The sequence below is a fragment of the Oricola cellulosilytica genome (genome assembly GCF_019966575.1).
In the GTDB taxonomy this organism is placed as follows: Bacteria; Pseudomonadota; Alphaproteobacteria; order Rhizobiales; family Rhizobiaceae; genus Oricola; species Oricola cellulosilytica.
In genome coordinates this window covers 167,614-185,921 of record NZ_JAINFK010000005.1, presented here as the reverse complement: position 1 = coordinate 185,921, position 18,308 = coordinate 167,614, and the positions used below count along the sequence as shown (strand labels likewise).

General features: G+C 60.7%; 24 protein-coding genes and 1 pseudogene. 24 read left to right on the top strand and 1 reads right to left on the bottom strand.

Going from position 1 to position 18,308, the window contains the following annotated elements:
- The first annotated feature begins 63 nt into the window (after positions 1 to 63).
- Positions 64 to 4,272 (top strand): DNA-directed RNA polymerase subunit beta', encoded by a 4,209-nt coding sequence (gene rpoC, locus LC298_RS13300; protein ID WP_131569927.1) that lies wholly within the window; start codon positions 64 to 66, stop codon positions 4,270 to 4,272.
- Between the two features lie 172 nt (positions 4,273 to 4,444).
- Here the strand turns inward: rpoC and LC298_RS13295 are convergent.
- Positions 4,445 to 4,723, bottom strand: a pseudogene (locus tag LC298_RS13295) (transcriptional regulator); the annotation flags it as partial.
- Between the two features lie 451 nt (positions 4,724 to 5,174).
- Between LC298_RS13295 and rpsL the strand changes: the two are divergent.
- From rpsL to rpsE, 23 genes are all read left to right on the top strand, one after another.
- Positions 5,175 to 5,546, top strand: coding sequence for a 30S ribosomal protein S12 (gene rpsL / locus LC298_RS13290; protein ID WP_002964366.1), 372 nt, complete (start codon positions 5,175 to 5,177; stop codon positions 5,544 to 5,546).
- Positions 5,547 to 5,599: 53 nt separating this feature from the next.
- Positions 5,600 to 6,070, top strand: coding sequence for a 30S ribosomal protein S7 (rpsG, locus tag LC298_RS13285; RefSeq protein ID WP_131569929.1), 471 nt, complete (start codon positions 5,600 to 5,602; stop codon positions 6,068 to 6,070).
- Between the two features lie 31 nt (positions 6,071 to 6,101).
- A complete protein-coding gene (fusA, locus tag LC298_RS13280; protein ID WP_131569932.1) occupies positions 6,102 to 8,192 on the top strand; it encodes an elongation factor G in 2,091 nt (696 codons plus the stop codon).
- Positions 8,193 to 8,282: 90 nt separating this feature from the next.
- The gene (tuf, locus tag LC298_RS13275) at positions 8,283 to 9,458 is read left to right on the top strand and encodes an elongation factor Tu (RefSeq protein WP_131569911.1); all 1,176 of its coding nucleotides are present in this window, start codon (positions 8,283 to 8,285) and stop codon (positions 9,456 to 9,458) included.
- 72 nt (positions 9,459 to 9,530) lie between these two features.
- A complete protein-coding gene (rpsJ, locus tag LC298_RS13270) occupies positions 9,531 to 9,839 on the top strand; it encodes a 30S ribosomal protein S10 (protein ID WP_072606015.1) in 309 nt (102 codons plus the stop codon).
- Between the two features lie 28 nt (positions 9,840 to 9,867).
- A complete protein-coding gene (gene rplC / locus LC298_RS13265; RefSeq protein ID WP_131569934.1) occupies positions 9,868 to 10,587 on the top strand; it encodes a 50S ribosomal protein L3 in 720 nt (239 codons plus the stop codon).
- A complete protein-coding gene (gene rplD / locus LC298_RS13260; RefSeq protein WP_131570275.1) occupies positions 10,587 to 11,207 on the top strand; it encodes a 50S ribosomal protein L4 in 621 nt (206 codons plus the stop codon). The genes rplC and rplD overlap by 1 nt, the downstream gene beginning before the upstream one ends.
- Positions 11,204 to 11,497: a 50S ribosomal protein L23 gene (locus tag LC298_RS13255; RefSeq protein ID WP_131569936.1), complete on the top strand. Its 294-nt coding sequence runs from the start codon at positions 11,204 to 11,206 to the stop codon at positions 11,495 to 11,497. Before rplD ends, LC298_RS13255 begins: the two co-directional genes overlap by 4 nt.
- Positions 11,498 to 11,521: 24 nt before the next feature.
- Positions 11,522 to 12,355: a 50S ribosomal protein L2 gene (gene rplB / locus LC298_RS13250; protein ID WP_131569938.1), complete on the top strand. Its 834-nt coding sequence runs from the start codon at positions 11,522 to 11,524 to the stop codon at positions 12,353 to 12,355.
- An 18-nt stretch (positions 12,356 to 12,373) separates the two neighbouring features.
- The gene (gene rpsS / locus LC298_RS13245) at positions 12,374 to 12,652 is read left to right on the top strand and encodes a 30S ribosomal protein S19 (protein ID WP_131569940.1); all 279 of its coding nucleotides are present in this window, start codon (positions 12,374 to 12,376) and stop codon (positions 12,650 to 12,652) included.
- 2 nt (positions 12,653 to 12,654) lie between these two features.
- Positions 12,655 to 13,044, top strand: coding sequence for a 50S ribosomal protein L22 (gene rplV, locus LC298_RS13240; RefSeq protein WP_131569942.1), 390 nt, complete (start codon positions 12,655 to 12,657; stop codon positions 13,042 to 13,044).
- Positions 13,044 to 13,751: a 30S ribosomal protein S3 gene (gene rpsC / locus LC298_RS13235; RefSeq protein WP_131569944.1), complete on the top strand. Its 708-nt coding sequence runs from the start codon at positions 13,044 to 13,046 to the stop codon at positions 13,749 to 13,751. The genes rplV and rpsC overlap by 1 nt, the downstream gene beginning before the upstream one ends.
- 30 nt (positions 13,752 to 13,781) lie before the next feature.
- Entirely contained in the window at positions 13,782 to 14,195 is a 414-nt protein-coding gene (rplP, locus tag LC298_RS13230) for a 50S ribosomal protein L16 (RefSeq protein ID WP_131569946.1), read from the top strand.
- 10 nt (positions 14,196 to 14,205) lie between these two features.
- A complete protein-coding gene (gene rpmC / locus LC298_RS13225; protein ID WP_131569948.1) occupies positions 14,206 to 14,403 on the top strand; it encodes a 50S ribosomal protein L29 in 198 nt (65 codons plus the stop codon).
- Position 14,404: 1 nt separating this feature from the next.
- On the top strand, positions 14,405 to 14,647 hold the full coding sequence (rpsQ, locus tag LC298_RS13220; protein WP_131569950.1) for a 30S ribosomal protein S17: 243 nt from the start codon (positions 14,405 to 14,407) through the stop codon (positions 14,645 to 14,647).
- A 67-nt stretch (positions 14,648 to 14,714) separates the two neighbouring features.
- Positions 14,715 to 15,083, top strand: coding sequence for a 50S ribosomal protein L14 (gene rplN, locus LC298_RS13215; RefSeq protein ID WP_131569952.1), 369 nt, complete (start codon positions 14,715 to 14,717; stop codon positions 15,081 to 15,083).
- Positions 15,084 to 15,094: 11 nt separating this feature from the next.
- The gene (rplX, locus tag LC298_RS13210) at positions 15,095 to 15,406 is read left to right on the top strand and encodes a 50S ribosomal protein L24 (RefSeq protein ID WP_131569954.1); all 312 of its coding nucleotides are present in this window, start codon (positions 15,095 to 15,097) and stop codon (positions 15,404 to 15,406) included.
- Complete coding sequence (rplE, locus tag LC298_RS13205) at positions 15,399 to 15,956, top strand: 50S ribosomal protein L5 (protein ID WP_131569956.1); 558 nt, start codon at positions 15,399 to 15,401, stop codon at positions 15,954 to 15,956. Before rplX ends, rplE begins: the two co-directional genes overlap by 8 nt.
- 28 nt (positions 15,957 to 15,984) lie before the next feature.
- Positions 15,985 to 16,290, top strand: coding sequence for a 30S ribosomal protein S14 (rpsN, locus tag LC298_RS13200; protein ID WP_131569958.1), 306 nt, complete (start codon positions 15,985 to 15,987; stop codon positions 16,288 to 16,290).
- 12 nt (positions 16,291 to 16,302) lie between these two features.
- Positions 16,303 to 16,701: a 30S ribosomal protein S8 gene (gene rpsH / locus LC298_RS13195; RefSeq protein ID WP_131569960.1), complete on the top strand. Its 399-nt coding sequence runs from the start codon at positions 16,303 to 16,305 to the stop codon at positions 16,699 to 16,701.
- A gap of 44 nt (positions 16,702 to 16,745) precedes the next feature.
- The gene (rplF, locus tag LC298_RS13190; RefSeq protein ID WP_131569962.1) at positions 16,746 to 17,279 is read left to right on the top strand and encodes a 50S ribosomal protein L6; all 534 of its coding nucleotides are present in this window, start codon (positions 16,746 to 16,748) and stop codon (positions 17,277 to 17,279) included.
- Between the two features lie 12 nt (positions 17,280 to 17,291).
- The gene (rplR, locus tag LC298_RS13185) at positions 17,292 to 17,654 is read left to right on the top strand and encodes a 50S ribosomal protein L18 (RefSeq protein ID WP_131569964.1); all 363 of its coding nucleotides are present in this window, start codon (positions 17,292 to 17,294) and stop codon (positions 17,652 to 17,654) included.
- Positions 17,655 to 17,697: 43 nt separating this feature from the next.
- Positions 17,698 to 18,267, top strand: coding sequence for a 30S ribosomal protein S5 (rpsE, locus tag LC298_RS13180; protein ID WP_131569966.1), 570 nt, complete (start codon positions 17,698 to 17,700; stop codon positions 18,265 to 18,267).
- Positions 18,268 to 18,308: the final 41 nt, after the last annotated feature.

Sequence of the window (18,308 nt, the reverse complement as noted above, 5' to 3'; positions counted from 1 at the left end):
AATTATCAGGCGGATGACCGTGTCCGCGCTTTGAACGGGGTTACGCCCCACAAGGAGAATGGCATGAACCAAGAGGTTGCAAATCTTTTCAATCCTCAGGCTCCAGCCCAGAATTTCGATGCCATCCGGATTTCTATCGCGAGCCCGGACAAGATTCTTTCGTGGTCGTTCGGCGAGATCAAGAAGCCGGAGACGATCAACTACCGTACCTTCAAACCGGAGCGCGACGGCCTCTTTTGCGCGCGCATTTTCGGCCCTATCAAGGACTATGAATGCCTTTGCGGCAAGTACAAGCGGATGAAGTACAAAGGCATCATCTGCGAGAAATGCGGCGTCGAAGTCACCCTGTCGCGCGTACGGCGCGAGCGTATGGGCCACATCGAGTTGGCCGCGCCCGTCGCGCATATCTGGTTCCTGAAATCGCTTCCGAGCCGTATCGGCACGTTGCTTGACACAACTCTGAAGGATATCGAGCGCGTTCTCTACTTCGAAAACTACATCGTGACCGAGCCGGGCCTGACCTCTTTGAAGGAGCATCAGCTTCTCTCCGAGGAGGAATACATGCTCGCTGTCGAGGAGTTCGGCGAGGACCAGTTCACGGCCATGATCGGCGCCGAGGCGATCCAGGAAATCCTGGCGTCGATGGACCTGCCGAAGATCGCCAACGAACTGCGCGAAGAACTGGCGACCACGACGTCCGACCTGAAGCAGAAGAAGCTGATGAAACGGCTGAAGGTGGTCGAGAATTTTATCGACTCCCAGAACCGCCCGGAATGGATGATTATGAAGGTCATTCCGGTGATCCCGCCGGACCTGCGTCCGTTGGTGCCGCTTGACGGCGGCCGGTTCGCGACCTCCGACCTGAACGATCTCTACCGCCGTGTCATCAACCGCAACAACCGCCTGAAGCGCCTGATGGAACTCCGTGCGCCGGGGATCATCATCCGCAACGAAAAACGCATGCTGCAGGAAGCCGTCGACGCTCTGTTTGACAATGGCCGCCGCGGCCGCGTCATCACCGGCGCGAACAAGCGTCCGCTGAAGTCGCTGTCCGACATGCTGAAGGGCAAGCAGGGCCGGTTCCGCCAGAACCTACTCGGCAAACGCGTGGACTATTCCGGGCGCTCGGTCATCGTGACCGGTCCGGAACTGAAGCTGCACCAGTGCGGCCTGCCGAAGAAGATGGCGCTCGAACTGTTCAAGCCGTTCATCTATGCGAGGCTCGACGCCAAGGGCTATTCGTCAACCGTCAAGCAGGCCAAGAAGCTGGTCGAGAAGGAACGGCCGGAGGTGTGGGATATTCTGGACGAGGTCATTCGCGAGCACCCCGTTCTGCTGAACCGCGCGCCGACGCTTCACCGCCTCGGCATCCAGGCGTTCGAGCCGGTGCTGATCGAAGGCAAGGCGATCCAGCTTCACCCGCTGGTCTGCACGGCCTTCAACGCCGACTTCGACGGCGACCAGATGGCCGTTCACGTGCCGCTGTCGCTCGAGGCGCAGTTGGAAGCACGCGTGCTGATGATGTCGACCAACAACATCCTGCACCCGGCCAACGGCCAGCCGATCATTGTGCCGTCGCAGGACATGGTTCTGGGTCTTTACTATCTGTCGATCGTGGCGGAAGGCGAGCCCGGCCAGGACATGGTGTTCTCCGACATGGGCGAATTGCACCATGCGCTCGAGCGGGACATCGTTACGCTCCACACCAAGATCAAGGGCCGCTTCAAGACAGTCGATGAGGACGGGAATCCGGTTTCGCAGATCCACGAGACCACGCCCGGCCGCATGATCATCGGCGAGTTGCTGCCGAAGAACCACAAGGTGCCGTTCGAAATCTGCAACACGGAAATGACGAAGAAGAACATCTCCCGGATGATCGACGTGGTGTACCGCCACTGCGGCCAGAAGGAGACGGTTATCTTCGCGGACCGCATCATGGCGCTCGGATTCAGCCATGCCTGCCGCGCCGGCATCTCGTTCGGGAAGGACGACATGGTGATTCCGGAGTCCAAGACGAGCATTGTCGAGGAAACGGACAAGATCGCCAAGGAATACGAGCAGCAGTACAATGACGGGCTGATCACCTTCGGCGAGAAATACAACAAGGTCGTCGACGCCTGGGCGCGTTGCGACGACAAGCTGACCGAAGAGATGATGGCCGGAATCCAGGCCGTTCAATTCGACGAGAGCGGCCGTCAGAAGCAGATGAACTCCATCTACATGATGGCGCGTTCCGGCGCTCGCGGATCGACGCGCCAGATGAAACAGCTCGCCGGCATGCGCGGCCTGATGGCCAAGCCGGACGGTTCGATCATCGAAACGCCGATCATCTCGAACTTCAAGGAAGGCCTGTCGGTCAACGAGTACTTCAACTCCACTCACGGCGCCCGCAAGGGTCTCGCGGATACGGCGCTGAAGACCGCCAACTCCGGTTACCTGACCCGCCGACTCGTCGACGTGGCGCAGGACTGCATCATCACGCAGAAGGATTGCGGCACCGAGAAGGGCCTCACCATGTCGCCGATTGTCGACGCCGGCCAGGTGGTTGCATCGATCGGACAGCGCATTCTCGGACGCACCATTCTCGAGGATATCGTGCACCCGGGAACCGGGGACGTGATTGTCGCTGCAGGAGCGATGGTGGACGAGAAGGACGTTGACGCGGTCGAACAGGCCGGCGTGCAGACCGTGAAGATCCGCTCGGCGCTGACCTGTGAGTTGCAGACGGGTGTCTGCGGCGTCTGCTACGGCCGCGACCTTGCGCGCGGTACGCCGGTCAACATGGGTGAGGCAGTCGGTGTTATCGCTGCCCAGTCCATCGGCGAACCGGGTACCCAGCTAACCATGCGGACCTTCCACATGGGCGGCACGGCGCAGGTGGTCGACCAGTCGTTCCTGGAAGCGTCCTACGAAGGCACGGTCGAAATCCGTAACCGCAACGTCGTTCGCAACTCGGACGGCAATCTCATCGCGATGGGCCGCAACATGGCGATCGTCATCCGCGACGAGAAGGGCGAGGAGCGCGCTACGCAGCGCGTCACCTACGGTTCGAAGATCATGGTCGACGATGGCGACAAGGTGAAGCGCGGCCAGCGCCTCGCCGAGTGGGACCCGTACACCCGGCCGATCTTGACCGAGGTGGAAGGCACCGCCTCGTTCGAGGACATGGTGGACGGTCTGTCGGTTCAGGAATCGGCCGACGAGTCGACCGGCATCACCAAGCGTGTCGTCATCGACTGGCGGTCAACCCCCCGCGGCGCCGACCTCAAGCCGAGCATTGCCGTGCTCGGCAAGGACGGCAAGGTGGCGAAGCTGTCTAGGGGAGGCGACGCGCGCTTCCTTCTTTCGGTCGACGCCATCCTGTCGGTCGAGCCGGGCGCCCATGTGAAGCCGGGCGACGTCATCGCGCGTGTTCCGATGGAAAGCGCCAAGACCAAGGACATCACCGGTGGTCTGCCGCGGGTTGCGGAACTGTTCGAGGCTCGCCGTCCGAAGGATCATGCGGTCATCGCCGAAATCGATGGCACGATCCGTTACGGCCGCGACTACAAGAACAAGCGCCGCATCATCATCGAGCCGCATGACGAAACGCAGGAGCCTGCGGAATACCTGATTCCGAAGGGACGGCCGTTCCATCTGCAGGACGGAGACACGATCGAAAAGGGCGATCACGTTCTCGACGGCAACCCGGCGCCGCACGACATTCTGGCGGTCAAGGGTGTGGAGGCGCTCGCGTCCTACCTCGTGAATGAAATCCAGGAGGTCTACCGGCTCCAGGGCGTGGTGATCAACGATAAGCATATCGAGGTGATCGTTCGCCAGATGCTGCAAAAGGTCGAGATCACGGATGCAGGTGAGTCCCAGTACATTGCGGGCGACAATGTCGACCGCATCGAACTGGAGGAAGTCAACGAGCGGCTCGTCGAGGAGGGCAAGAAGCCCGCGGTCGGCGATCCGGTTCTGCTCGGCATCACCAAGGCCTCGCTGCAGACGCCGTCCTTCATCTCGGCGGCCTCGTTCCAGGAGACGACCAAGGTTCTTACCGAGGCGGCAGTGGCCGGCAAGATCGACACGCTGCAGGGTCTGAAAGAGAACGTCATCGTCGGGCGCCTGATTCCGGCGGGCACCGGCGGGACGATGAACCAGATCCGGCGCATTGCCAGCGCGCGCGACGACCTCATCCTCGAGGAGCGCCGCAAAGCATCCAATGCCGCGGCGGCGGATGCCATGCTCGCGGACATGTCGGAATCGTCCGGGCAGGCCGCAGAATAAGGCAGGCTCGCTATTCACACGATCGAGACGCCGGGCCTCAGGTCCGGCGTTTTTCTTTTGCTGCCAGGGGTCAGGCGTCGGGTTTCCAGTCCTTGAGAACCGCGAAGGGATCGTAGCCCTCGTCTTCTTCGTCGGGCGAAGCGAACCGCGGCCCGTCATCGGAGAGCGCCTCAGAGAAGGTCACAATTGCCACTTCACCTTCGAGTGCGCCCTGAAAGGCGGAAGCGTGGGGTTCTTCATCCGGCGCATCGACGAGCGTCCCGATCTGATCGAACTCCGCTTCCTCGTAGCCGCGCTCGGCGAGCGCGTTCAGTGCCTCGCGGATGGCCGAATCGTCGTCCGGCGCGACGAGAAGAATGTGTACCTTGGCCTCCGGGCCGTTCTTCCCCGGCCATACGCGGCCGATGATGATGAAGACGCCGGGTTGATCCGCTGATTCTGTTTCGGGCATATGTTCGTTGCCTCTTTCTGGTGTCTGTTGGCGCTATTCACCACGATTCCCCGTGCGAAGCGAGAACCGCGGGACAGCGGGACCCGACCCCGTCGCAGGATTGTTCTCGAAAAACGTCTGCTTGGGAAAGAAGATTTCACAAATTCATTCCGATGTTTTCGGGGGTTCCATCGCGCAAAAAGCATCCGCACTCGCTTGACGTGTCAGGATGTTGCGTATAGAAGCCGCCCATCAAGCCAATGTGAGATTGACTTTTCGGTGGCGCCGAGCCCCGGAGCTTGTCTCAAACAAGGCTGAACAGCGAAGCTGATACATTGCGATCTCACGAAGCACCTCGTGCTTCCTCTGACGTTTTGGGGCAGGGCCGACACGGGCCGCTTGCCCCGCTGTTGCATGTTGAAGCGAACCAGTTTTTGGCGCTCACGCGCGTGAATGAACGAAGGATGGCTTGATGCCTACAGTCAACCAGTTGATCCGCAAGCCCCGTACGGCTCCGGTCAAGCGTAACAAGGTGCCCGCACTGCAGGCCAATCCGCAGAAGCGCGGCGTTTGCACGCGCGTCTACACGACGACTCCGAAGAAGCCGAACTCGGCGCTGCGCAAGGTCGCGAAGGTTCGCCTGACCAATGGCTTCGAGGTCATCGGGTACATTCCCGGCGAGGGCCACAACCTGCAGGAGCACTCGGTGGTCATGATCCGCGGCGGCCGCGTGAAGGACCTTCCGGGCGTTCGTTACCACATCATCCGCGGCGTGCTCGACACGCAGGGCGTGAAGAACCGCAAGCAGCGCCGCTCGAAGTACGGCGCGAAGCGTCCGAAGTAACTGGATTGCGGCAGGCCGTTCCGAGCGCCGCCGCCTAGAAGTGAGAAAACGAAATGTCGCGTCGCCACAGTGCAGAAAAACGTGAGATCAACCCGGATCCGAAATTCGGGGACGTCATCGTCACGAAATTCATGAACGCCATCATGTTTGACGGCAAGAAGTCGGTCGCCGAGCGGATTGTCTACGGCGCTTTCGATATCATCGCGGACAAAACCAAGCAGGAGCCGGTCGAGCTGTTCCATCAGGCGCTCGACAACGTCGCACCCCATGTCGAGGTCCGCTCCCGCCGCGTCGGTGGTGCGACGTACCAGGTGCCGGTCGACGTGCGTCCGGAGCGGCGACAGGCGCTGGCCATCCGCTGGATGATTTCTGCTGCGCGCAAACGCAACGAAACCACCATGATCGATCGTCTGTCGGGCGAACTCATGGATGCCGCGAACAACCGCGGGTCGGCGGTCAAGAAGCGCGAGGACACGCACAAGATGGCGGATGCCAACCGCGCGTTCTCGCACTACCGCTGGTAACTCGAAAAGATCGTTAGAGAGGCCTCCTCCCATGGCTCGCGAATATCCGCTGGAAGACTACCGTAATTTCGGCATCATGGCGCACATCGACGCCGGCAAGACGACGACTACGGAACGCATCCTCTATTACACCGGCAAGAGCCACAAAATCGGCGAAGTGCACGACGGTGCTGCGACGATGGACTGGATGGAGCAGGAGCAGGAGCGCGGCATCACCATCACGTCCGCCGCGACGACGACGTTCTGGCCGGGCCGCGACGGCAAGCGCAAGCGCTTCAACATCATTGACACCCCGGGACACGTCGACTTCACCATCGAGGTCGAGCGCTCTCTGCGCGTGCTTGACGGTGCGGTGGCGTTGCTCGACGCCAATGCCGGTGTGGAGCCGCAGACCGAGACGGTCTGGCGTCAGGCCAACAAGTACAAAGTCCCGCGGATGATCTTCGTCAACAAGATGGACAAGATCGGCGCCGACTTCTATCGCTGCGTGGACATGATCGAAAAGCGTCTCGGTGCCAAGCCGGTAGTGATGCAGCTTCCGATCGGTGCGGAGAGCGACTTCGCCGGCTGCGTCGACCTGATCGAGATGAAGGCGCTCATCTGGAAGTCGGAGAACCTGGGTGCCGAGTGGGATGTCCTCGACATTCCAGCCGAACTACAGGACAAGGCCGAAGAATTCCGCGAGAAGATGATCGAGGCCGCCGTCGAGATCGACGAAGCGGCCATGGAAGCGTACCTGGAAGGCGAGATGCCCGACAACGATACGCTGCGCTCACTGATCCGGAAGGGTACCTGCGACGTGGAGTTCTTCCCGGTGTTCTGCGGCTCGGCCTTCAAGAACAAGGGCGTGCAGCCGCTTCTCGATGCCGTGGTCGATTTCTTGCCGTCTCCGACGGAAGTGCCGGCGATCCGCGGCATCGATCCGAAGACCGAAGAAGAGATCAAGCGCATTTCGTCAGACGACGAGCCGGTTTCGATGCTCGCCTTCAAGATCATGAACGATCCGTTCGTTGGCTCGCTTACTTTCTGCCGCATCTATTCAGGCAAGGTTGAGACCGGCGTTTCGTTGATGAACACGGTGAAGGAAAAGCGCGAGCGCATCGGCCGCATGCTGCAGATGCACTCGAATTCGCGTGAAGACATCAAGGAAGCATATGCGGGCGACATCGTCGCGATTGCCGGCCTGAAGGAAACCACCACGGGTGACACGCTCTGCGATCCGCTCAAGCCGGTCATCCTCGAGCGCATGGAATTTCCGGATCCGGTCATCTCGATCGCGGTCGAGCCGAAGACCAAGAGCGACCAGGAAAAGATGGGCATCGCGCTCAATCGTCTTGCCGCCGAAGATCCTTCCTTCCGCGTTCGTTCGGATGAAGAGTCCGGTCAGACGATCATTTCGGGCATGGGTGAATTGCACCTCGACATCCTCGTCGACCGCATGAAGCGCGAGTTCAAGGTGGAAGCCAATATTGGCGCTCCGCAGGTGGCTTACCGCGAGACCATCACTCGGGAAGCCGAGATCGACTACACTCACAAGAAGCAGTCGGGTGGTTCCGGCCAGTTCGCTCGCGTCAAGATCGTTTTCGAGCCGAACCCAGAGGGCGAGGACTTCGTCTTCGAAAGCAAGATCGTCGGCGGTAATGTGCCGAAGGAATACATTCCGGGCGTGGAAAAAGGCATCCAGTCCGTCATGGATTCCGGGCCGCTCGCCGGCTTCCCGATGCTGGGCGTGAAGGCGACCCTGTTGGACGGTGCATACCACGATGTCGACTCCTCGGTCCTTGCGTTCGAAATCGCGGCGCGCGCCGCGTTCCGCGAAGGCGCTCAGAAGGCAGGCGCGCAACTGCTCGAGCCGGTGATGAAGGTCGAAGTGGTGACTCCGGAAGATTACATGGGGGATATCATTGGCGACCTGAATTCGCGGCGCGGCCAGATTGCCGGCACCGAGAGCCGGAACATCGACCAGGTGATCACCGCGATGGTGCCGCTTGCCAATATGTTTGGCTATGTCAACACGCTTCGCTCGATGAGCCAGGGGCGTGCTCAGTACACGATGATTTTCGACCACTACGAAGCGGTTCCGCAGGCCGTGGCTCAGGAAATCCAGAAGAAATACGCTTGAGGGCGGGGGAACCGGCCGGCCGGCGATTGAGCGCGGGCCGGCCACGAATTTCACTTTGTCGCTGAGACAAAAGAAGACGGAGAATGAAAGATGGCTAAGGGTAAGTTTGAGCGCAACAAGCCTCATGTGAACATTGGCACGATTGGCCACGTTGACCATGGCAAGACGTCTTTGACGGCTGCGATCACGAAGTATTTCGGTGATTTCAAGGCCTATGACCAGATCGACGCGGCGCCGGAGGAGAAGGCGCGCGGGATCACGATCTCGACGGCGCATGTGGAGTACGAGACGGATGCGCGCCACTATGCGCATGTCGACTGCCCGGGCCACGCGGACTATGTGAAGAACATGATCACGGGCGCTGCGCAGATGGACGGTGCGATCCTCGTGGTCTCGGCTGCCGACGGCCCGATGCCGCAGACCCGCGAGCACATTCTCCTGGCGCGCCAGGTCGGTGTTCCGGCGATCGTGGTGTTCATGAACAAGGTCGACCAGGTCGACGACGAGGAGCTTCTGGAGCTGGTCGAGATGGAGGTGCGCGAGCTTCTTTCGTCCTACGAGTTCCCGGGCGACGACATTCCGGTCGTGAAGGGTTCGGCGCTTGCGGCGCTTGAGGATTCGGACAAGAAGATCGGCGAAGAGGCGATCCGCGAGCTGATGAAGGCTGTGGACGACTACATTCCGACGCCGGAGCGTCCGGTCGATCAGCCGTTCCTGATGCCGATCGAGGACGTGTTCTCGATCTCGGGGCGCGGCACGGTGGTGACGGGTCGCGTCGAGCGCGGCGTGATCAATGTCGGCGAGGAAGTGGAGATCGTGGGCATCCGCGATACCAAGAAGACGACGGTGACGGGCGTTGAGATGTTCCGCAAGCTTCTGGACCAGGGCCAGGCGGGCGACAACATCGGGGCGCTGATCCGGGGCGTTGAGCGTGACGGCGTGGAGCGCGGCCAGGTTCTGTGCAAGCCGGGTTCGGTGACGCCGCACACGAAGTTCGTTGCGGAAGCCTACATCCTGACGAAGGAGGAGGGCGGCCGCCATACGCCGTTCTTCAACAAGTACCGTCCGCAGTTCTACTTCCGCACGACGGACGTGACGGGCGAGGTGACGCTTCCGGACGGCACCGAGATGGTGATGCCGGGCGACAACGCCGAGATGAATGTCGAGCTGATCGTGCCGATCGCGATGGAAGAGCGCCTGCGCTTCGCCATCCGCGAAGGCGGCCGCACCGTCGGCGCCGGCATCGTCGCAAAGATCATCGAGTAAGGCGAAGTCACAAGGATTGAGGAGGCGCGGCAAGTGCTGCCGCGCTTTCCTTCTTGAATAAGGAACAGTCGTATGAACGGCCAGAATATCCGCATTCGCCTCAAGGCGTTCGACCATCGGGTGCTTGACGCCTCGACACGCGAGATCGTGTCGACCGCCAAGCGCACCGGCGCGAGCGTGCGCGGGCCAGTGCCGCTGCCTACACGGATCGAGAAATTCACCGTGAACCGGTCGCCGCACATCGACAAGAAAAGCCGCGAGCAGTTCGAGATGCGCACGCACAAGCGCCTCTTGGACATCGTCGACCCGACGCCTCAGACCGTGGACGCGCTGATGAAGCTCGACCTGGCTGCCGGTGTCGATGTCGAAATCAAGCTCTGAGCGAGCCGGATTGGGGAAGGATGAACCAATGCGTTCAGGAGTTATAGCACAGAAGCTGGGCATGACCCGCGTCTACAACGACGCCGGGGAACAGCAGCCGGTTACGGTTCTCCGCATGGAAAACTGCCAGGTTGTCGCGCAGCGCACCGAGGACAAGAACGGCTACTCCGCCGTGCAGCTTGGCTCGGGTTTCGCGAAGGTGAAGAACACGTCCAAGGCGTTGCGCGGTTATTTCGCCAAGGCCTCGGTGGAGCCGAAGCGCAAGTTGGCCGAGTTCCGCGTGTCTCCGGACAACATGATCGACATCGGCGCTGAGCTGACTGCCGAGCATTTCGTCGCGGGACAGAAAGTGGATGTCACAGGCACGACGCAGGGCAAGGGTTTCCAGGGCGTCATGAAGCGCCACAATTTCGGTGGCGGGCGTGCGACCCATGGTAACTCCATCTCGCACCGTTCGCATGGCTCGACCGGCATGTGCCAGGACCCCGGCAAGGTGTTCAAGGGCAAGAAAATGGCCGGGCACATGGGTTCGACCCGGGTGACCACGCAGAATCTGGAAATCGTGTCCACGGACAGCGAGCGCGGCCTGATCCTGGTCAAGGGCGCGGTTCCCGGCTCGAAGGGTGCATGGATCCTGGTCCGCGACGCGGTGAAATCGGCCGTTCCCGACAATGCGCCGAAGCCGGCGGCATTGCGTGCAGGTGTCGAAGCCGCTGCGGCTTCCGAAAGCGCCGAAGGGGCAGAATGATGGATATCAAGGTAACCACACTGGCTGGAAAGTCGTCGGGTTCGGTCTCGGTCTCCGATGCCGTGTTCGGTCTGGAGCCACGCGCCGATCTCATGCAGCGCGTCGTCCTGTGGCAGCTTTCGAAGCGCCAGCAGGGTACGCATCAGACCAAGGGCCGCGCCGAGATTTCGCGCACCGGCGCGAAGATGTACAAGCAGAAGGGCACCGGCCGCGCACGCCATTCGTCGGCGCGCGCCCCGCAATTCCGCGGCGGCGGCAAGGCACATGGTCCGGTCTCGCGCAGCCATGACACCGATCTTCCAAAGAAGGTCCGTGCGCTCGGTTTGCGTCACGCACTTTCGGCGAAGGCCAAATCGTCCGACCTGATCGTGGTGGACGAACTCAACGCCAAGGACGCCAAGACCAAGAACCTGCTGCAGCAGTTGACCGGTCTCGGACTGGACAATGCGCTGGTTATCGGCGGAGCGGAACTGGACAGCAACTTCAAGAATGCCGCGTCCAACATTCCGCACATCGACGTACTGCCGGTTCAGGGTATCAACGTTTACGACATTCTGCGCCGCAACAAGCTGGTCCTTTCGAAGGCGGCTGTTGAGGCTCTCGAGGAGCGGTTCAAATGACGGATCTTCGCCACTATGACGTGATCGTCTCGCCGGTCATCACGGAAAAGTCGACCTTCGTGTCGGAAAACAACCAGGTTGTCTTCAACGTGTCTCGAGATGCGTCGAAGCCCGAAATCAAGGCTGCGGTCGAGGCTCTCTTCGGGGTCAAGGTCAAGGCGGTGAACACGCTGCTCCGCAAGGGCAAGGTGAAGCGCTTCCGCGGTGTCTCGGGCCGGCAGAACGACGTGAAAAAGGCTGTCGTCACGCTGGTCGATGGAGACTCCATAGACATCGCGACCGGACTGTAAGCGGGCGGCCGAGAGGAAACTGTTATGGCATTGAAAAAATTCAAACCGACGTCGCCCGGCCAGCGCCAGCTCGTGACGGTTGACCGTTCCGGTCTCCACAAGGGCGGGCCGGTCAAGGCGCTTACGGAAGGGCTTTCGAAGTCCGGCGGGCGGAACAACCATGGCCGCCTGACGTCGCGCAACCGCGCCGGGGGCCACAAGCGCACCTACCGCATCATCGACTTCAAGCGCCGCAAGGCGGGTGTCGAGGCGACGGTCGAGCGTCTCGAGTACGATCCGAACCGCACCGCGTTCATCGCGCTTCTGAAATATGATGACGGCGAGATGTCGTACATTCTGGCGCCGCAGCGGCTTCAGGCAGGTGACCGCGTCGTGTCGGGCGAATATGTCGACGTGAAACCCGGCAACGCGATGGAACTCGGCCGTATGCCGGTCGGGACCATCGTCCACAATGTGGAAATGAAGCCGGGCAAGGGTGGACAGATCGCACGCTCCGCAGGTGCCTATGCGCAGCTCGTGGGCCGCGACCAAGGCATGGCGATTCTTCGCCTGAACTCCGGCGAGCAGCGTCTCGTCTCCGGACTTTGCTACGCCACGGTCGGAGCCGTTTCCAACCCGGACCACGGTAACATCAATCTTGGCAAGGCCGGCCGCTCGCGCTGGCTTGGCCGCCGCCCGCATGTTCGCGGCGTCGTGATGAACCCGGTCGACCACCCGCATGGCGGTGGTGAAGGCCGCACATCCGGCGGCCGTCACCCGGTCACGCCCTGGGGCAAGCCGACCAAAGGCAAGCGCACCCGTTCGAACAAGTCGACCGACAAGTTCATCATGCGCTCGCGTCACCAGCGCAAGAAGTAATCGAGAGAGGAACGCCTTATGGCTCGTTCAGTTTGGAAAGGCCCGTTCATTGATGGCTATCTTCTCAAGAAGGCCGACAAGGCCCGCGAGAGTGGCCGCCATGACGTTATCAAGATCTGGAGCCGCCGCTCGACGATCATGCCGCAGTTCGTCGGTCTGACCTTCGGCGTCTACAACGGCACCAAGCACATCCCGGTCTCCGTCAACGAAGACATGGTTGGGCACAAATTCGGTGAATTCGCTCCGACGCGGACCTATTACGGTCATGGCGCGGACAAGAAGGCAAAGAGGAAGTAACCATGGGCAAGCCCAAGGCTCCACGCCGGCTGGCGGAAAACGAGGCGCGCGCCGTTACGCGCACGATCCGCGTCAGCCCGCAGAAGCTCAACCTGGTTGCGGCCATGATCCGCGGCAAGAAGGTCGACTCGGCGCTTGCCGATCTGACGTTCTCACGCAAGCGCATCGCGTCGACCGTCAAGAAGACGCTCGAATCCGCCATTGCGAATGCCGAGAACAATCACGATCTCGATGTCGACGCTCTGGTTGTTGCCGAAGCGTATGTCGGCAAGTCGATCGTCATGAAACGTTTCCATGCCCGTGGCCGCGGCCGCGCAAGCCGCATTCAGAAACCGTTCTCGCATCTCACGATCGTCGTGCGTGAGAATGAGGAAACAGGGGAGGCCGCATAATGGGCCAGAAGATTAATCCGGTCGGCTTCCGCCTCGGCATCAACCGTACCTGGGACTCGCGCTGGTTCGCAGACGATGCCGAATACGGTCAGCTGCTGCACGAAGACCTGAAGATCCGCGAGTACCTCATGAAGGAACTCAAGCAGGCCGCCGTGTCGAAGATCGTGATCGAACGTCCGCACAAGAAGTGCCGCGTGACGATCCACTCGGCGCGTCCGGGCATCATCATCGGCAAGAAGGGCGCGGACATCGAAAAGCTGCGCAAGAAGCTGTCGCAGTTCACCACGGCGGAAACGCACCTCAATATCGTTGAAGTGCGAAAGCCGGAAATTGACGCCAATTTGGTTGCGCAGTCGATCGCGCAGCAGCTGGAGCGCCGCGTCGCGTTCCGCCGGGCGATGAAACGTGCCGTTCAGTCGGCGATGCGGCTCGGCGCCGAAGGCATCCGCATCAACTGTGCCGGGCGTCTCGGTGGCGCGGAAATCGCGCGGACCGAATGGTACCGCGAAGGCCGCGTGCCGCTGCATACGTTGCGTGCCGATGTTGATTACGGAACGGCCGAGGCCGAAACCGCTTACGGTATCTGCGGGATCAAGGTCTGGATATTCAAGGGCGAGATCCTCGAGCACGATCCGATGGCATCCGAGCGCCGCGCGACGGAAAATGACAACCAGGGTGGCTCAAGCCGCCGCCGCGAAAACGCGTAAGCGGCCGCGACGGAATTGGAGTGACAAGCAATGTTGCAACCGAAACGGACAAAGTACCGGAAGCAGTTCAAGGGCAAGATCCATGGCGTGGCCAAGGGCGGTACCGATCTGAACTTCGGTGAATATGGCCTGAAGGCGCTTGAACCGAACCGCGTCAATGCACGTGAGATCGAGGCGGCTCGCCGCGCGATCACCCGCCACATGAAGCGTGCGGGCCGCGTGTGGATCCGGATCTTCCCGGACGTGCCGGTTACGTCGAAGCCGACGGAAGTTCGCATGGGCAAGGGCAAGGGGTCCGTCGATTATTGGGCGGCCAAGGTAAAGCCCGGCCGCGTGATGTTCGAAATCGATGGTGTGGCCGAGGATATCGCGCGCGAGGCTCTGCGTCTCGGCGCGGCGAAGCTCTCCGTCAAGACGCGCTTTATCCAGCGCATCGCCGAGTAGGAGTGAAGCGATGAAAGCCTCTGACGTAAAAGCGATGAGCGCCGATCAGCTCGCCGACGAGTTGGCCTCGCTCAAGAAAGAACAGTTCAACCTGCGCTTCCAGAAAGCGACGGGTCAGCTGGAAAAAACCTCGCGCGTACGGGAAGTGCGCCGCGATATCGCCCGTATCAAGACGATCGCCGCGCAAGCTGCGGCAAAAGGGAAGTAACATGCCAAAACGCGTTCTGCAGGGCACTGTTGTCAGCGACAAGAACGACAAGACCGTCGTGGTCAAGGTCGAGCGCCGCTTCACGCACCCGCTGTTCAAAAAGACCGTTCGCCGCTCGAAAAAGTACAAGGCGCACGACGAAAACAACCAGGTGAAGGTCGGCGATACCGTTTTCATTCAGGAAAGCGCACCGATTTCGAAAGACAAATGCTGGGTGGTCGTGAGCGACCAGTCGGCAGCCTGAACCCAAACCCGAGAGACATGCGGCCTCGGTTGAGGCCAGCTGGACAAGAACTAAAAGGCAGCCAGTCATGATTCAGATGCAAACAAATCTCGATGTCGCCGACAACTCCGGCGCGCGTCGTGTTCAGTGCATCAAGGTGCTCGGCGGTTCCAAGCGGAAGTACGCTTCGGTTGGCGACATTATCGTCGTCTCCGTGAAGGAAGCGATCCCGCGTGGCCGCGTCAAGAAAGGCGACGTCATGAAAGCCGTCGTCGTGCGCACCGCAAGCGATATCCGCCGCGCCGACGGCAGCGTCATTCGTTTCGACAAAAACGCGGCAGTGATCGTCGACGCCAAGCGGGAGCCGATCGGCACCCGTATCTTCGGGCCGGTGCCGCGCGAACTGCGTGCCAAGAGCCACATGAAGATCATCTCGCTAGCTCCTGAAGTTCTGTAAGGAAAGACACGATGCAGAAGATCCGCAAAGGCGACGAAGTCGTCGTGCTCACCGGCAAGGACAAGGGCCGCCAGGGCACAGTCACCCGTGTTCTGCCCAAGGACAACCGTGCGTTCGTCGCTGGTGTCAATGTGGTGAAACGCCACCAGCGGCAGTCGGCGAACCAGGAAGGCGGCATCGTCTCGAAAGAGGCGTCGATCGACCTGTCGAACCTTGCCCTGCTCGACCCCAAGGATTCCAAGCCGACCCGCGTCGGTTTCCGCATGGAAGGCGACAAGAAGGTCCGCTTTTCCAAACGCTCCGGAGAAGTGATCGATGGCTGAAGCAAAATACGAGCCGCGGCTCAAGACGCAATACAACGAGACCGTTCGCAAGCAGATGCTTGAGGATTTCGGCTATTCGAACGAAATGGAAATTCCGCGCGTCACCAAGATTGTGGTGAACATGGGCATCGGTGAGGCGACCGCCGATTCCAAGAAGCCCGCGTCGGCGGCGGAAGACCTGACCTTGATCACCGGCCAGAAGGCCGTGGTCACGCGCGCCCGCAATTCGATCGCCGGCTTCAAGGTGCGTGAAGAAATGCCGATCGGCACGAAGGTCACGCTTCGTGGCGCGCGCATGTACGAGTTCATGGATCGCCTGGTCAACATCGCGCTGCCGCGCGTTCGCGACTTTCGCGGCCTGAACCCGAAGAGCTTCGATGGACGCGGCAACTTCGCCATGGGCCTGAAGGAGCATATCGTGTTCCCCGAGATCAATTACGACAAGGTCGACGAGATCTGGGGAATGGACATCATCGTTTGTACGACTGCGAAGACGGATGACGAGGCCCGGGCGTTGCTCAAGGCTTTCAATTTTCCGTTCCGCCAGTAACGGCAAGCGTTAGAAGGATTTATTACGCATGGCTAAAGTCAGCGCAGTCGAAAAGAACAAACGCCGCCGCAAGTTGGCGAGCCAGTATTCAGCCAAACGGTCCGAACTTAAGGCAATCGTCATGGACCGGTCCAAGCCGATCGAGGAGCGCTTCAAGGCCACTCTGAAGCTGGCCGAGCTCCCGCGCAATTCCGCGAAGGTGCGGATTCGCAATCGCTGCGAGGTTTCGGGCCGTCCGCGCGGTTACTACCGCAAACTAAGAATGTCGCGTATCGCGCTTCGCGAACTTGGTTCGCTGGGCCGTGTTCCCGGCGTCGTAAAGTCCAGCTGGTAAGGGGAAAGAAAGATGTCCATGTCAGATCCTCTTGGCGATATGCTGACTCGCATCCGCAACGGCGTTCACCGTTCGAAGGACCGGGTTTCAACGCCGGCGTCGAAACTTCGTGGCCGAGTGCTCGACGTTCTGAAGAGCGAAGGATATATCCGCGACTATTCGCAGGTCGAATTCTCGACCGGTAAGGCGGAGTTCGAAATCGAGCTCAAATATTTCGACGGGGCTCCGGTCATTCGTACGATCGAGCGCGTTTCGAAACCTGGCCGTCGCGTGTATGTGGGCGTTAAGTCGATCCCGCATGTGGCGAACGGTCTCGGTATTTCGATCCTCTCCACGCCACAGGGCGTGATGGCGGATCATGAAGCGCGTGAAAAGAACATTGGCGGGGAGCTCCTGTGCCGCATCTTCTGATGCGGCTCACAGGCGATGAACCCAGTAAACGGACAGGTTGAAAAATGTCTCGTATTGGCAAAAGACCGGTCGCAATTCCCGAGGGCGTAACCGCCAGCGTGGATGGGCAGACCGTCACGGCAAAAGGCCCCAAGGGTGAGCTGAACTACGTCGTCAATGACGAAGTTCTGGTATCGATGGAAGAGGGCGGCGTCTCCGTTCAGCCGCGCGACCAGTCCAAGGACGCGCGCTCGAAATGGGGCATGTCGCGCACCATGATCAGCAACATCATGGAAGGCGTAAAGAACGGTTTCGAGCGCAAACTCGAGATCAATGGCGTCGGCTATCGCGCAGCCATGCAGGGTAAGAACATCCAGCTCTCGCTCGGTTACAGTCACGAAGTCGTCTACCAGGTTCCGGAAGGTATTTCCGCGGCTTGCCCCAAGCCGACCGAGATTGTTCTGAATGGCATCGACAAGCAGAAGCTTGGCCAGGTCGCGGCGGAAATCCGCGAATACCGTCCGCCGGAACCCTACAAGGGGAAAGGCGTCAAATATGCGGAAGAGACCATCGTCCGCAAAGAAGGCAAGAAGAAGTAAGGAAAGCGGGCCATGGCTACGTCCAAGCAATCGATTACGCGCCGTGCGCAGCGCGTCCGCCGTCAGCTCAAGAAGGCCGCGAATGGCCGTCCGCGGCTTTCGGTGCACCGTTCTTCCAAGAACATCTATGCGCAGGTCATCGACGATACCGCCGGTCGCACCCTTGCGGCAGCGTCGACGCTCGATGGCGATCTTAAGGGCTCGCTCAAGACTGGCGCTGACGCGGAAGCGGCGGCTGCTGTCGGCAAGCTAGTCGCTGAGCGTGCCGTGAAGGCAGGCGTGAAGGAGGTCGTTTTCGACCGTGGGGCCTACATCTTCCACGGCCGCGTCAAGGCGCTTGCCGACGCTGCACGTGAAGCAGGTCTGACTTTCTAATCATCAACCCCCGTGCTTCCGGAAAAAAACGAAGGATAAGGAAATGGCACAACATGATCGTGGTGGTCGCGGACGCGACCGAAATCCGCGCGATGAGGGTGATAGCGAGTTCGTAGACAAGCTCGTTCACATCAACCGCGTGGCGAAAGTCGTGAAGGGCGGACGCCGCTTCGGTTTCGCGGCACTCGTCGTCGTAGGCGACCAGAAGGGGCGGGTCGGCTTTGGACATGGCAAGGCACGCGAAGTGCCGGAAGCCATTCGCAAGGCGACCGAATCCGCCAAGCGCGACATGATCTTCGTGCCGCTGCGTTCGGGCCGTACGCTACATCACGACGTCGAAGGGCGTCATGGCGCGGGCAAGGTTCTCCTTCGCGCGGCAGAGGCCGGTACCGGAATCATTGCAGGCGGCCCGATGCGCGCTGTATTCGAGACGCTCGGCGTTCAGGATGTGGTCGCCAAGTCGCTTGGCACGTCGAATCCGTACAACATGGTTCGCGCGACTTTCGATGCCCTGAAGCACCAGATGCATCCGAAGGACGTCGCGGCCCAGCGTGGGTTGAAGTACTCCACCCTCCAGTCGCGCCGTCGCGAACTGATCGGTGCAGACGAATAATTCGATCGAGCCCCCGCATCCTTTCACCGGAAAGGACAGGG